The organism is Brevundimonas sp. UBA7838 (assembly GCF_002500885.1).
Lineage (GTDB): Bacteria > Pseudomonadota > Alphaproteobacteria > Caulobacterales > Caulobacteraceae > Brevundimonas > Brevundimonas vesicularis_C.
The window spans coordinates 30,162-43,756 of record NZ_DLTK01000126.1 but is presented as its reverse complement, the minus strand read 5'-3'; the positions used below and the strand labels follow the sequence as shown (position 1 = coordinate 43,756).

Here is a 13,595-nt window from a genome sequence, read left to right as displayed (position 1 = left end):
CCGGCGCTGCGGTCTGCATCGCGCTGGCGGCGACCTGCCTCTCGGCGCGGCGAACAGGAAGCTGAGCGGGATGACCAGAGCGGTGATGATCGCAGCCCGCACATTGCCGAGCGCGAAGAACAGCACGGCGATAACCAGCAGGGCGCCGAGGGCGAGGTTGTGCTCGACGGTGCGGATCGTGGCCTCGACCAGTTGGGTGCGATCCAGCGCCGGCTTGACCACGACGCCAGGGGGCAGGCTCGCGCCGATCTCCTTCAGCCGCTCGCCGACGCGATGCGCCACGGCGCGCGAGTTCTCGCCCTGGAGCATCAGGGCCGTGCCCACCACGGTCTCGCGGCCGTTGCTGCTGGCCGAGCCGAGGCGCGGCGCGCGGCCGATCTCGACCATGGCCACGTCGGAGACCCGGATCACCTGGCCGCCGCGATTGAGGATCGGGGTCTGGGCCAGCTCCTCGAGGCTGCGGATCCGCGCGTCGGCCCGGACGATGTAGGCTTCGCCGGCCCGGTTGACATAGCCGGCCCCGGCGATGCGGTTGGCGTGTTCGAGCGCCTCGACCAGTTGCACAAGGCCCACGCCATAGGCGGCGAGACGCGCGGGATCGGGATGGACCGCGTACTCCTTCACATAGCCGCCCTGGACGTCGATGCCGGCGACGCCTTCGACGGTCTTGAGCTGGGGCGCGATGATCGAGTCCTGGACGCCGAAGGGCGCGCGGCCGGCCTCTTGAGCGGCCGTCTCCGTCTGCGGCCCTCAGACTGCGGCCCGTCGGCAAGGATAGGCGTATATCTGTTTGACGATGTCGCGCACGTGCACGGCCGTCGCCGGCGCGCCCCGCTCGACGATCGTCTTGCAGTGGGCGCGAAGATCGTTGGGGGTGATCTCGTTCAGCAGGCGGGTGCGCCATTGAGGCAGGATTTCCCGGTTGAAGATGGACCGCCGCATGTTGCGGGTGCTGTCCGCCATCGGAGCATGATCCATCCATCGGATCGCCACCTGCTCGAACCTCTGGGCCTCCTTCAGCCGGCGCTTGACCCGCTGCTTGTCCAGCGCCGGCGAAACGCCTTCGGCGATCTGGCGCTTCGCCTCGACCAGCTTCTCCCGCGCCCTGGCGAGCGAGAGCCCGGTCGGGCCGTAGGCGCCGAACGTGACCGTCTCGCGCCGCCCGTTGAAGCGGTAGTCGTACTTGAAAGCGATGCCGCCTGTCGGTGTTACGAGGACGTACAAACCGTCCCTGTCGGTCTTTTTGTAAGGCTTCGTTTTTCCACGTGTATTTCGCAATTCAGCGTCGGTGAGCATGCCGTTTTCACTCCAAAAGACCGTCAGGCGTTTTCGGGACCTTTCGGGATCTTTTTCCTCAGCCAAATCCGCAGCTTGGCTCAGAAAAAAGACCGTCAGGACGCCCTCGGCCCTATGACGGTATGGAGCGGAGTCTCCGCGAGCAATGGCGGCGGGACCGTCGGAGCGACCGACAAAAACGAAAGCAGCCCCTCGAAAGGTATCGAGAGGCTGCGAAAGCATTTATCTTGCAAGTCAGTGATTTAGCGCTATATTTCAAAGCGCCGCCGAAAGACTTCGAAAGCCCTGAATCACTCCCACTCGATCGTCCCCGGCGGCTTGGACGTGACGTCGTAGACGACGCGGTTGACGCCGCGGACCTCGTTGATGATGCGCGTCGCCGTCTTGGCCAGGACGTCCCACGGGAATTGGTAGAAGTCGGCGGTCATGCCGTCGGTGGAAGAGACGGCGCGCAAGGCCAGGACCTTTTCATAGGTGCGGGCGTCGCCCATGACGCCGACGGTCTTCACCGGCAGCAGGACGGCGAAGGCCTGCCAGATCTTGTCGTAGAGACCCGCCTTGCGGATTTCATCCAGATAGATGGCGTCCGCCTGTTGCAGGGTCTCGACGGCGTCCGGCGTAATCTCGCCCGGGATGCGGATGGCCAGTCCCGGTCCGGGGAACGGGTGGCGCCCGACGAAGGCGTCGCTCAGCCCCAGTTCGCGACCCAGGGCGCGGACCTCATCCTTGAAAAGCTCTCGCAGAGGCTCGACCAGTTTGAGTTTCATATAGTCAGGCAGGCCGCCGACGTTGTGGTGGCTCTTGATGACGTGGGCCTTGCCGCTGGACGAGGAGACGCTTTCGATCACGTCCGGATAGAGGGTGCCCTGGGCCAGGAATTCGGCGCCCTCGATCTTGGCGGACTCGCGATCGAACACCTCGATGAAAAGCCTGCCGATGGTCTTGCGCTTGGTTTCGGGGTCGGAAATCCCGGCCAGTTCGCCCAGGAATTCCTTCGATGCATCAACGTGCACCAGCGGGATGTTGTAGTGCTCGCGGAACAGGGTCGTGACCTGTTTCGCTTCGTCCTTTCTCAACAGGCCGGTGTCGACGAAGACGCAGGTCAGTTGATCCCCGATGGCCTCATGGATCAGAACGGCGGCGACCGAGGAGTCGACCCCGCCCGACAGGCCGCAGATCACCTTGGCGTCGCCAACCTGTTCGCGGATCTGGGCGATCTTCTCGTCGCGGTAGGCGGCCATGGTCCAGTCGCCCTTCAAACCCGCGATGCCGTGGGTGAAGTTCTTCAGCATCTGATGGCCGCGGGGGGTGTGCATCACCTCGGGGTGGAACTGCACACCGTAGAAGCGACGGGCCTCGTCGGCGATCACCGCATAGGGCGAACCCTCGGACGAGGCGACCACGTCGAAGCCTTGCGGAATGGCGACGATCTTGTCGCCATGGCTCATCCAGACCTCTTCGTTCTCGCCGACGGGGGCTAGGTCGGCCAGCAGGGGCGAGGTCTTCTGAACCGTGATCTCGGCGCGGCCGAACTCGCGGGTATGGCCGCCCTCGACCTTGCCGCCCAATTGCTCGCACATCGTCATCTCGCCGTAGCAGATGCCCAGAACCGGCACGCCCGCCTCGAACACGCCCTGCGGCGCGCGGGGACTGCCCTCTTCATGCACGCTCTCGGGACCGCCCGACAGGATGATGGCCGCCGGGTTCATGGCCGTCAGAGCCGCTTCCGCCTTCTGGAACGGATGGATCTCGCAATAGACGCTGGCCTCGCGCAGGCGGCGCGCGATCAGCTGCGTCACCTGGCTGCCGAAGTCGACGATGAGGACCTTTTGGTGGTCTTGCGGCGTGGTCATGGCGTGATCGAATCCGGGGCAGGAAGATGGGCGCGGTCTTGGCGGGGTGGGGCCGATATTTCAAGGGCGGGAAGCTCAAGAGCGGCGGGGCCGTCGACCTCCAGCACGGCGATCAGCCGATCCAGGGCAACGGCCAGGTTCTCGTCGACATGATGCAGGGTCGAGGTCCAGTCCTCCAAAGCCTTCAACTCGGCGCGACCGTCCGACACGCCGCGCAAGGCGATCAGAGGCACACCGAAGGTCTGGGCGGCGCGGACTAGGGCCCATGTCTCCATGTCGACCATCTCGGCGTCGATGGCGTCATAGGCGGCTCCGGACACGACGTTCGCTCCGGTCGACAGGGTCGCCATCGGCACGCCGGGGATCGGGCACAGCAAAGGCAGGACGGCGGGCTGGTCCAGCAATGGCGTCACGCCCTTCGGAAAACCGAGCGGGCTGGCGTCCATGTCGCGATAGGCGACGGACGAGGCCTGATAGACCGCCGCATGATCCAGCACCCGCGATCCGCACGAGCCCAGCGATACGATCAGATCCGGCAGATCGCCCGCCGCCTCCAGCCGCGCCAGGGCGGCGCCCAGGCTCACGGCGGCCTCGACCGGACCGACGCCGGTCATCAGCGGCGCGATCCGGGCCTGAAGGTGCGGCCCGTATTCAGCAGGCGCGGCCATGACGTAGAGCAGCGAAACCCCGCCATGCCGCGCCAGCTTCATGCCGCGCGCTCGTAGACGGCGGCGAAGAAGCCGTCGGTGTCGGCCGACGCCGGCGACAGGCGCAGGCGCGCCCCGGACGCCAGCTCGGCGAACTTCGCCTGCGCCGCCTGGCTCAGTTGCGGCGCCGACAGGACATCGGCGACGGCGACGGGGCGGAAGTCCGGATTGGCGGCCTCGAAGGCGTCCACGCTGGCCTCGTTCTCGCGCGCCAGCATCGAACAGGTGACATAGACCAGTCGGCCGCCCGGCTTCACCAGCTTGGTCGCCTGGCTCAAAATACGCACCTGCAGGCCGTGCAGTTTTTCGACCTCTTCGGCGGTCAGACGCCAGGCGTCCTCGGGACGACGACGCCAGGTGCCAGATCCCGAACAGGGCGCATCGACGAAGACCAGATCGGCCTGCCCGTTCAGGTCTTCCAGGCCGCCGCCGTTCTGACCGATCAGGACCAGCTCCGCCTCGACGCCCGCGCGCTGCAGGCGAGGACGAATGTTCTCCAGCCGTTTGTTGACGACGTCCGAGGCGACCAGCTTGCCTTGCGCCTTCATCGCCTGGGCCAGACCCAGCGTCTTACCGCCGCCGCCGGCGCAGTAATCCACCACCGTCATGCCGGGTGCAGCGCCCGCCAGCCAGCAGACGACCTGGCTGCCTTCGTCCTGGATTTCGAACCGACCGGCCTTGAAGCCTTCCAGCGCCTGGATGTTGGGTGGCGGTTCCGACGGCACGCGCAGGCCGACGGCCGACCAGGGCGTGCGCGAAACGTCCAGACCGGCGGCCTTCAGTTCGGCCTCGACCTCATCGACCGTGGCGGCCGCATCATTGACGCGCAGGTCGATCGGCGCGCGCGGCGCCATCAGGGCATGGGCTTCCTCGGCCCAGCGATCGCCGAAGGTGGCCTTGAAATCCTCGACCACGAACTCAGGCAGGCCGGCGGCGACCCAGCCCGGCAGTTCGCCCTGCCCCGCCGTGATGCGGCTGCGCTCCTGTTTCGACAGCGGGCGCGGGCCATAGCCGTCGCCCGAATGCAGGGCTTCGATCTCTTCCAACGACAGGCCGTCGATGGCGTGCAGCGAACCGATGACCAGAGCCCGGCCGTCCTCGCGCCCACCCATGATCCACGACAGGCGTCCGCGCGCGCGCAGCACCTTATAGACCCGGTCGGCGATGGCGCGCCGGTCCTTGGACCCGGCGTAGCGGTTGGCCGTGCCCCAGGCCTTCATGACGGCCTCGGCCGGTTGGCGGCCCTGGGCGATGGAGTCCAGGACGGAGGCGGCGGCGGCGAGGCGAGCGGCTGGGGTCAATTCAGGCTTTCAAACGAAGAACAGGGACGACAGGACCATGACCAGTCCCGCAAGCGAGACCACCCAGACCAGCGACCGGATATAGGGAACGCCGAAGGCGTAGAGCGGCACATAAACCACCCGCGCCCAGAAATAGAGCGCCGCGCCCCACACCGTCAGGGCGCTGGACGCGCCGATGACATGGGCGATCAGCACCGCGCCGATGAACAGCGGCAGGGTCTCGTACAGATTGGCCTGGGCGCGTTCGAGACGGCCGGTCAGCGGCTTCTTCGCCTCCGGCGTCTCGTCGCGCGGACCCGCATTCCATTTCGAGCCGAACTCGGCCGTCCGCGCCCCGGCGGGCAGGAAGATCTGAACCAAGGCGAGGATCAGCGTCAGGGCCAGATAGGTGAGTTCGGTCGTCATGGTCGCCTACCCTTGCCGATAGTTGGGCGCTTCACGCGTGATCATCACGTCGTGGACGTGGCTTTCCCGCAGGCCCGCGCCGGTGATGCGCACGAAGCGGGCGCGTTCCTGAAACTCCGGGATCGTGCCGGCGCCGACATAGCCCATGGAGGCGCGAAGCCCGCCGACCATCTGGTGCAGGACCGGGCTGATCGGGCCCTTATAGGGCGTCTGACCCTCGATGCCCTCGGGCACCAGCTTCTCGGACGAGACTTCCTTCTGGAAGTATCGATCCGCCGAGCCGCGCGCCATCGCCCCCACCGAGCCCATGCCGCGATACGACTTGTAGCTGCGGCCCTGGTACAGGAAGACCTCGCCGGGGCTTTCGTCGGTGCCGGCGAACATGGAGCCCATCATGGCCACGTTCGCGCCGGCCGCGATGGCCTTGGCCAGATCTCCCGAGTATTTGATGCCGCCGTCGGCGATGACCGAGGCGCCCGTGCCCTTGGCCGCCCGCGCGGAGTCCATCACCGCCGTCAGCTGCGGCACGCCAACGCCGGCGACGATGCGCGTGGTGCAGATGGAGCCGGGACCGATGCCCACCTTCACCGCATCCGCGCCTGCGTCGATAAGGGCGCGCGTCGCATCATAGGTGGCGACATTGCCCGCGATGATCTGCAGCCGGTTGTTCTCGCGCTTGATCCGCTCGACCACCTGGGCGACCGAGGCCGAGTGACCGTGAGCGGTGTCGATCACCACCACGTCGCAACCCGCTTCGGCCAGCGCCATCGCGCGCTCGTATCCCGCGTCGCCGACGGTGGAGGCTGCGCCGACCAGCAGGCGGCCCTGCTCGTCCTTGGCGGCGTTGGGGAAGGCCTGAGCCTTCTCGATGTCCTTCATGGTGATCAGGCCGACGGCCCGATAATCCTCGTCCACCACGATGACGCGTTCGATCTTGCGGGTCTTCAGCAGCTCGCGCGCCTCGTCGCGGCTGGCGCCTTCACGCACCGTGATCAGGTCGCCCGTGGTCATCAGCGAGGCGGCGGTGACGTTCAGGTCGCTCTCGAAGCGCATGTCGCGGTGAGTCAGCATCCCGACCAGCTTGCCCGTCGCCGGATCTACGACGGGGAAGCCGGTGATCTTCTTGCGCGCCACGATCTCGCGCACTTCGCCCAGCGTCGTCTGCGGGCCGACCGTGACCGGATTGACGACCATCCCGCTCTCATAGCGTTTGACGGCGCGGACCTCGTCGGCCTGCTCCTCGATGGTCATGTTGCGGTGCAGAACGCCCAGACCCCCCGACTGAGCCATGGCGATGGCCAGACGGCTTTCCGTCACCGTGTCCATGGCGGACGACAGCAGCGGGATGTTCAGTTTGATGTCGCGCGTCAGCTGGGTCGAGATATCGACCATCGCCGGCATGAACTCGGATGCGCCGGGTTCCAGCAAAACATCGTCGAAGGTCAGTCCTTCGCGTATCTCCATAGGGAGTCTCCGTTTTGCGGGCCGCGTATAACGGGATGCGGGGGTCGGGGGCAAGGCCGATTGCGGTTATAGGCCCGATAGATTTTATTGCTTTGCAACCCGCAGGGCCGCTCACCATTCTCTCCGCATGGTCGGCGTCATCCTCAGCACCGCGCGCAAACTGGCTCTGAAGATCGCCAGCTATGGCGTCATGCACCTGATCGTCGCCATTCTGGTCGCCTTCGTCATCACCCGCGACTGGCGCATCGCCCTGGCCGTCGGCATGGTCGAGCCGATCTTTCAGACCATCGCCTACACCGTCCACGACCGCGTCTGGCATAAGGTCGAGCGGCGTCGCATGGCCTCCAATATCGAGGAGGCGACAGAGGCCTTCACCGCCCGCCTCGACATCATGTCGCCCGAGGAACAGCGCCGCTCGCACGACGCTCATCACGGCCACAGCCACACCCTGCCCCGGTCGTTCAAACAGATCGCGCTGAAGACCGTCACCTACGGCGTCATGCATTTCGCCGTGGCGGTCGCCGTGGCCTACGCCCTGACCAACGACATCCGAACGGCGCTGACCATCGGCATGGTCGAGCCCTTGGTCCAGACGCTCTTCTTCGCCCTGCACGACCGCATCTGGTCCCGCCTGGAAGATCGCAGAGCCCGCGCGAGCACAGCCGCCGCCTGACGCGTCAGCGCTTGTTCAGCGCGACCAGAAACACCTCGGCGCTGTCTTTCCGGCTCGACGCCGGCTTGACGTATTTCACCGTCTCGAACTCCTCGCGCAGCCGCGCCAGAACCCCGCCGGCGTCCCCGCCCTGGAAGTTCTTGGAGACGAAGTTTCCGCCAGGCCGCAGCGTGCGGATGGCGAAGTCGGCGGCGATCTCGATCAGGGCGATAATCTTCAAATGGTCCGTCTGGCGATGCCCGACCGTGTTGTGCGCCATGTCCGACAGCACCAGGTCCGGCGCCCCGCCGATGGCGTCGATCAGCTGCTGGTCCACGCCCGGATGGGTGAAGTCGGCCTGAAGCAGTGTTGCGCCCGGAATCGGCGCGATCATCAGCAGGTCCACGCCCGCCACCGCACCCGCCCCCCGGTTCAACGCCACCTGAACCCAACCGCCCGGCGCCGCGCCCAGGTCGATGACCTTTGACCCGCGCTTGATCAGCCGGAACTTGTCGTCGATCTCGATCAGCTTGAAGGCCGCGCGCGAGCGCCAGCCTTCGGCCCGCGCCTTTTCGGACCATTTGTCCGAAAGCTGGCGTTTGATCCATTGCTGGCTCGACATCGACTTGGTGTCGGCCGTCTTCATCTTGGTGCCCATGCCGCGTCCGGCGGCGGTTCCGCCGGTGGGCGGTTTCACCATCCGGCGGCGCTCTTGGGGCTTTTCGTCTTCGCTCATCGTTCCCACATAGCCCCGACCGGCGTTGCGGGCTATGTCCCGCCTCAAATCAACCCCCAAGAGGACGACCGAAATGGCCGACACCCTGACCTTCACCCTGGACACCGGCGACGGCGAAGCCCGCGACGTGGTCATCAAGCTGCGCCCTGACCTGGCCCCCGGCCACGTCGAACGCATCACCGAGCTGGCCAAGGAAGGCTTCTACGACGGCGTGGTCTTCCACCGCGTGATCCCGGGCTTCATGGCCCAGGGCGGCGATCCGACCGGCACCGGCACCTCGGGCTCCAAGAAGCCGAACCTGAAGGCCGAGTTCTCGGCCGAGCCGCACGTGCGCGGCGTCTGCTCGATGGCCCGCACCTCGGACCCCAACAGCGCCAACTCGCAGTTCTTCATCGTCTTCGATGACGCCACCTTCCTAGACCGCCAGTACACCGTCTGGGGTCAGGTCGAATCGGGCATGGAACACGTCGACGCCCTGCCCAAGGGCGAGCCGCCGCGCAGCCCCGGCAAGATCGTCAAGGCGACGGTCAACTAAAGCGAAAGCGGCAGAGTTGGACTTCGTCCAACTCGGATTAGATTTCGCGCAACGAGAATGTGCGCAATCTTGACGTTTCTCGGTGATGGCTTTCAGTTGCAACGCTGAGCCATCGTCGGGGGACGACATTGCGCATTCTTCTGGTCATCGAGCCGTCCGGCGGCGGCTCGGGGCGTCACGTGGTCGATCTGGCCCGGGCCCTGATCGGAAGCGGCCATCAGGTGTTCCTGATCTGGTCGCCGCGCCGCGCAGAGCCCTGGTTCGAGGCCGCGGTCGCCGCCCTTCCCCTCCACGCCAGCGAACGGCTGCCGATGCGTCGCAGCGTCGGACCGTGGGACGTCGCCGCCCTTCACACCCTGAATCGCCTGATCGCCCGCCTCGGCGCGTTCGAGATCGTTCACGGCCACAGCGCCAAGGCCGGCGCTCTGGTCCGCCTGGCCCACGCGCCCGGCGCCGCCAAGATCTACACGCCTCACGCCCTGCCGATGATGGGCCAGGCCAGTCTGGCGAAGATCATCGCCGGCGCGGCCGAGGCGTTATTGGCCCGCTCCAGCGACGCCATCATCGCCGTCTCTGAGGAAGAGGCCGCCGTCGCCCGTCGCTGGGGGCTCGGCGGGAACCGCTTGCACGTCGTTCCCAACGGCCTGGGCTCCCCGCCCGCCAACGATCGTCTCGCCGCCCGCCAGGTCCTCGGCGTTCCCAACGACGCTCTGGTCATCGGCTTCGTCGGCCGGTTCTGCACCCAGAAAGACCCCGTCCGGTTCGCCAACGCCGTCCGCCGGGCGAACGCCATCGATCCGCGCATCACCGGCGTCATGATCGGCGATGGCGACCTGACCCCGTTGGTCAGGACCGCCGCCGGCGACGCCCTACGTCTGCTGGGCGCTCGCGACGCTGCGCCGCTGATGGCGGGCTTCGATCTTTTCGCCATGACCAGCCGTTATGAGGCCGATTCCTACGCCATGATCGAGGCGGCCGCCCTGGGCCTGCCGATCGTCTGCACCGACGTCGGCGGTATCGGGCGTCTGATCCAGGCCGGCGCGCGCATCGACCGCTTGCCCGTCGACGCCTCGCCCGATCATCTGGCCGAGGCGATGTGCGCCGCGCTGGCCAGCCGCGTCGTGCCCCTGCCGATCGCGCCGGGCCTGCTGTCCGCCTCTCGCATGGCCGAACAGACTGTCCGGATTTACCGCGACGCCTTCGCCGGCAGACGCCTGGGTGGCTGAGCCCGTCTTCATCAACGGCCGCTTCCTGACCCAGCCGATGAGCGGGGTTCAGCGCTATGCGCGTCAGATCGTCGGCGCCCTTGACCAGCGCCCCGGCTCGGCCGAGCGTTACGTCCTATTGACGCCCCCCGGCGCCGATAACCTGAACCTGCTCAACATCCCGACCCGCACGATCGGGCGCGCAGGCGGCCATCTTTGGGAACAGACCGCCCTGGCCTGGACCGCGCGCCACGGCCGTCTGCTTTCGTTAGCGGGTTCGGGTCCGGTGCTGCATCGTCGCCATGTCGTCGTCATCCACGACGCCGCCGTCTTTCGTCATCCTGAGCATTTCCGAACCGGCTACGCCGCCTTTCACCGCACCCTGAACAGGATTCTGGCGCGCCGTGCGCGGCTGGCGACCGTCTCCGCGTTTTCACGGCGAGAGTTGGCCTCGGTCCTGAACCTGTCGCCCGAAAGCATTGCTGTCGCCCCGAACAGCGCCGACCATCTTCGCAACATCACGCCCGACCCCGCCGTCATCGAGCGCCTCGATCTGACGATGCGCCCCTACTTCGTGGCCCTGGGTAATCTGACGCCAAACAAGAATCTCGCCGTCGCAATCCGCGCCCTCTCCCGTCTTGCCGACCCTGCCGTTCGGCTGGTCCTCATCGGCGACCGACCCGCCGTCTTCGACCGTTCCGCCTTTGCGGCCGACCCGCGCCTGATCTTCGCCGGCCGTCGCTCGGACGCCGAGATCGCCGCCCTGCTCGGCGGCGCGCAGGCGCTCGTCTTTCCCAGCCTCTATGAAGGCTTCGGCATCCCGCCGCTGGAGGCGATGACCCTCGGCTGTCCGGTCATCGCCTCCGACATCCCCGCCACGCGCGAGGTCTGCGCCGACGCCGCCCTCTACTTCGACCCTGCCGACGACGCAGCCCTGGCCGCCCATGTGTCGGAGTTGTTCAGCCGACCGGATGTCGCCCGTTGCGACGCCGGCCTTCGCCGCGCCGACCGTTACGCCTGGTCCCGCTCGGCCGAAATCATCGAAGACCTTCTGCTCAGCACCTGACGATAGACGGCCCTGTGGGCCTCGACGATCGACGCCTCGGTCCAGGCCGGCGCACCGATCGCCGCAAAACGCCAGCGCTCCGGCTGGTCCGCAGCCGCCTGCATCGCCGCTGTCAGCGCACCCGCATGCCCCGGCTCGATCAGGGCCGACATGCCCGCCCCCTGCGCCGCCTCCGTCAAGCCGCCGATGCGTGATGCGATCACGCCCCGTCCCTGCTGAACCGCCTCCACGACGCTGCGTCCGAACGGCTCGGCCCACACCGCCGGCGCGACCAGCACATCCACTCTGGGCCAGAACGCCTCCCCCTCCACCTGCCCCAGCCAGACGATGCGCGGGTCATCGTAAGCCCGCCTCAACGCCTGCACGTAATCCGCCTCGCCCCGCCCGGCGATATTCAGCGTCCAGTCGCCTTGCAACCTTCTGGTCGCCGCCAGCAGAACCTCGATCCCCTTCTCCGGCTCGATCCGCCCCAGAAACCCAAACCGCATCGTCGGCGCCTCGGCCAGCGATGGTCTTGGCGCGATCGCCGCCGCACCTGCCGCATTTCCGATCACCGACCCCGGCGTCCGTCGAAAATAGCCGGCCGCCCGATGCGTCTCCAGCACAGGCCCGCTCAGCCCGATGACATGGGCCACCCCTTGCGACCGCGCCCGCTTGCCCGCCGTCACCAACACGCAGGACCTACACCGCCGCTCGCAACGCCGTCCGCGTCGAAACAGCGACGCCCGCGCGCACAGCATCGACCAGTCCCTCAGCGTCTGCACCAGCGGCAGATCCCACCGCGCGGCCGCGCGATAGACCGACAGCGAAAACCCCGTCGTCAAATGCAGATGGATCAGATCCGGCCGCACCCGCGCGACCGCCCGATCCACCGCCCGATCCATCAGAGGATTGGCCGCCTCCAGCCCATGCCAGACCGCCCGCCGAACCGCCGACCGCCGCGCGCCGTCATAGGGCCAAAACAGGTTTCGCAAAGGCAGGCGCTGCACGGGCACGCCGTCGATCCGTTGGTTCACCGTCTCGCGCCCGGGCGTCAGCGTCAGCACGGACGCCTCCACGCCCGCCCGCCTCAGCCCTTGGGCCAACTGCGCCACGCTGCGTTCCGCCCCGCCGACCTGCGCCGGCGGATACAGGGTGTTGACGATCAGCACCCTCACGGCGCTAGCGACCTTCGCCACGCCAGGGCGCCCACCAGACAGCACAGAAAGACCATCCCCGCCCCCTGCGTCAGGTCCTCGCCGAACATCGCCGCCAGCACATAGACCGACAGCGGCGTCAGCGCGTCCAGCCGCGCCGCCGACGCCAGATGCAGCCCCAGCAGCACCAGCGCGCTCACCACGCCCGCCGTCCGCGCCGTGAACAGATAGCCGTTGTGGCTGACCGACAGCGCCCGAAACGCCCCCATCTCGTCCGCCGACGACCACCCCGTCCCCATCGGCCGCTCCACGACCAGATCGACCGTCCGCCGCCAGGTCGACATCCGTCCGGCCAGATTGTCCTGCAGCGCCGCTCTGTCGAACCGTCCCGCAAAACGGCCGCCGTCGAGATCGAACCGCCCCGCTTGCAAAGCCACCGCGCCCGCCGCCAGCACGCAGACCGCAAGCACCACTCCCAACGGCCGAACCTGCTCGCGCCACCGCCAACCGACGACCATCCTCGCCAGCCCCGCCAGCACCGCCGCCATCATGCCGCCCCGCGACAGGGTGCTGACGAACCCCAGCGCCGCCACGCCGACGCCGCCCCACGTCGTCCCGCGCCGCACCCAGCGCCGTTCCGCCAGCATCATGCCAGCCGGGACCGCCAATCCGATCATCGCCATCGCCGCATTCGGATGCTCGGCCAGGGTTGTCAGCCGCACCTGCGCGGCCGTGGTGGTCACCATCGCACGCGGCGACGCCAGCCCCACGGCCTGCAAAGGCTTTAGGCCCACCAGCATCGCTAACCCATAGGTCGCCAGGTGACACCCCGCGCCCGCCAGCACGGCCCAGAGGAACAACCGCCGCCGTCGCTCGTCCCTCAGGATCAGGCTCGCCGCCGCCGGCGCCGCCAGCGCCGAGGCGATCCACCGAAACCAGAAGGCCGCATCCCCGACGTTCAGCCGATCGCCGCCCTGCGCGACCTGCACCAGCAGCGTCATCGCCAAGAACGTCGCCGCGACCACGCCCGCCGCCCTCAGAACCGGCGCCAAGTCTCGCCACGTCACACCCACAAGCGGCACAGCAACGGCCAGCGCCAGATCGCCCAGTCGCGGCCCGCTGACCTGCCCCGGCGTCAGAAACAGCGGCAAGGTCACGCCCAGGCCCAGCAGACCCAACGCCACCCGCTCATAGGTCGCGCGCACCTGCGACCACCGCAGCGTTCCACGCCGCGATGCG

At 67.6% G+C, this 13,595-nt stretch carries 12 protein-coding genes and 2 pseudogenes; 4 read left to right on the top strand and 10 right to left on the bottom strand.

Going from position 1 to position 13,595, the window contains the following annotated elements; genetic code table 11:
• Positions 1-48: 48 nt before the first annotated feature.
• The 7 genes and pseudogenes from B3T77_RS12075 to guaB form a co-directional block, all read right to left on the bottom strand.
• Positions 49-702: pseudogene (locus B3T77_RS12075) on the bottom strand (efflux RND transporter permease subunit); the annotation flags it as partial.
• A gap of 72 nt (positions 703-774) precedes the next feature.
• Positions 775-1,296: pseudogene (locus B3T77_RS12070) on the bottom strand (tyrosine-type recombinase/integrase); the annotation flags it as partial.
• A 290-nt stretch (positions 1,297-1,586) separates the two neighbouring features.
• On the bottom strand, positions 1,587-3,149 hold the full coding sequence (guaA, locus tag B3T77_RS12065) for a glutamine-hydrolyzing GMP synthase (protein WP_292079883.1): 1,563 nt from the start codon (positions 3,147-3,149) through the stop codon (positions 1,587-1,589).
• On the bottom strand, positions 3,146-3,859 hold the full coding sequence (locus B3T77_RS12060; RefSeq protein ID WP_292079882.1) for a 5'-methylthioadenosine/S-adenosylhomocysteine nucleosidase: 714 nt from the start codon (positions 3,857-3,859) through the stop codon (positions 3,146-3,148). The genes guaA and B3T77_RS12060 overlap by 4 nt, the downstream gene beginning before the upstream one ends.
• The gene (locus B3T77_RS12055) at positions 3,856-5,157 is read right to left on the bottom strand and encodes an RsmB/NOP family class I SAM-dependent RNA methyltransferase (RefSeq protein WP_292079881.1); all 1,302 of its coding nucleotides are present in this window, start codon (positions 5,155-5,157) and stop codon (positions 3,856-3,858) included. Before B3T77_RS12055 ends, B3T77_RS12060 begins: the two co-directional genes overlap by 4 nt.
• A gap of 9 nt (positions 5,158-5,166) precedes the next feature.
• On the bottom strand, positions 5,167-5,562 hold the full coding sequence (locus B3T77_RS12050; protein WP_165117347.1) for an MAPEG family protein: 396 nt from the start codon (positions 5,560-5,562) through the stop codon (positions 5,167-5,169).
• A 6-nt stretch (positions 5,563-5,568) separates the two neighbouring features.
• Positions 5,569-7,026 (bottom strand): IMP dehydrogenase, encoded by a 1,458-nt coding sequence (gene guaB / locus B3T77_RS12045; RefSeq protein WP_292079880.1) that lies wholly within the window; start codon positions 7,024-7,026, stop codon positions 5,569-5,571.
• A gap of 127 nt (positions 7,027-7,153) precedes the next feature.
• Between guaB and B3T77_RS12040 the strand changes: the two genes are divergently transcribed.
• Positions 7,154-7,699 (top strand): DUF2061 domain-containing protein, encoded by a 546-nt coding sequence (locus tag B3T77_RS12040; protein ID WP_292079879.1) that lies wholly within the window; start codon positions 7,154-7,156, stop codon positions 7,697-7,699.
• Positions 7,700-7,703: 4 nt separating this feature from the next.
• Here B3T77_RS12040 and B3T77_RS12035 read toward each other — a convergent pair whose 3' ends face one another.
• Positions 7,704-8,414 carry an RlmE family RNA methyltransferase gene (locus tag B3T77_RS12035; RefSeq protein WP_055753232.1) on the bottom strand — a complete coding sequence of 237 codons (711 nt, stop codon included), beginning with the start codon at positions 8,412-8,414 and terminating at the stop codon, positions 7,704-7,706.
• 73 nt (positions 8,415-8,487) lie between these two features.
• On the opposite strand from B3T77_RS12035, the gene B3T77_RS12030 reads away from it, so the two are divergent.
• From B3T77_RS12030 to B3T77_RS12020, 3 genes are all read left to right on the top strand, one after another.
• The gene (locus tag B3T77_RS12030; RefSeq protein ID WP_017504078.1) at positions 8,488-8,949 is read left to right on the top strand and encodes a peptidylprolyl isomerase; all 462 of its coding nucleotides are present in this window, start codon (positions 8,488-8,490) and stop codon (positions 8,947-8,949) included.
• Between the two features lie 128 nt (positions 8,950-9,077).
• Positions 9,078-10,175: a glycosyltransferase gene (locus B3T77_RS12025; protein WP_292079877.1), complete on the top strand. Its 1,098-nt coding sequence runs from the start codon at positions 9,078-9,080 to the stop codon at positions 10,173-10,175.
• Positions 10,168-11,220, top strand: a complete 1,053-nt coding sequence (locus B3T77_RS12020) for a glycosyltransferase family 4 protein (protein ID WP_292079876.1) — start codon at positions 10,168-10,170, stop codon at positions 11,218-11,220. The genes B3T77_RS12025 and B3T77_RS12020 overlap by 8 nt, the downstream gene beginning before the upstream one ends.
• Here B3T77_RS12020 and B3T77_RS12015 read toward each other — a convergent pair.
• Positions 11,166-12,398, bottom strand: a complete 1,233-nt coding sequence (locus tag B3T77_RS12015; protein ID WP_292079875.1) for a glycosyltransferase — start codon at positions 12,396-12,398, stop codon at positions 11,166-11,168. The genes B3T77_RS12020 and B3T77_RS12015 overlap by 55 nt on opposite strands.
• Positions 12,374-13,561, bottom strand: a complete 1,188-nt coding sequence (locus tag B3T77_RS12010) for an O-antigen ligase family protein (protein ID WP_292079874.1) — start codon at positions 13,559-13,561, stop codon at positions 12,374-12,376. Before B3T77_RS12010 ends, B3T77_RS12015 begins: the two co-directional genes overlap by 25 nt.
• Positions 13,562-13,595 lie beyond the last annotated feature (34 nt).

Excerpts from the sequence above, each read along its gene's own strand:
- guaA (WP_292079883.1), bottom strand. The coding sequence starts at position 3,149 with ATGACCACGCCGCAAGACCACCAAAAGGTCCTCATCGTCGACTTCGGC.
- B3T77_RS12060 (WP_292079882.1), bottom strand. The coding sequence starts at position 3,859 with ATGAAGCTGGCGCGGCATGGCGGGGTTTCGCTGCTCTACGTCATGGCC.
- B3T77_RS12050 (WP_165117347.1), bottom strand. The coding sequence starts at position 5,562 with ATGACGACCGAACTCACCTATCTGGCCCTGACGCTGATCCTCGCCTTG.
- guaB (WP_292079880.1), bottom strand. The coding sequence starts at position 7,026 with ATGGAGATACGCGAAGGACTGACCTTCGACGATGTTTTGCTGGAACCC.
- B3T77_RS12040 (WP_292079879.1), top strand. The coding sequence starts at position 7,154 with ATGGTCGGCGTCATCCTCAGCACCGCGCGCAAACTGGCTCTGAAGATC.
- B3T77_RS12035 (WP_055753232.1), bottom strand. The coding sequence starts at position 8,414 with ATGAGCGAAGACGAAAAGCCCCAAGAGCGCCGCCGGATGGTGAAACCG.
- B3T77_RS12030 (WP_017504078.1), top strand. The coding sequence starts at position 8,488 with ATGGCCGACACCCTGACCTTCACCCTGGACACCGGCGACGGCGAAGCC.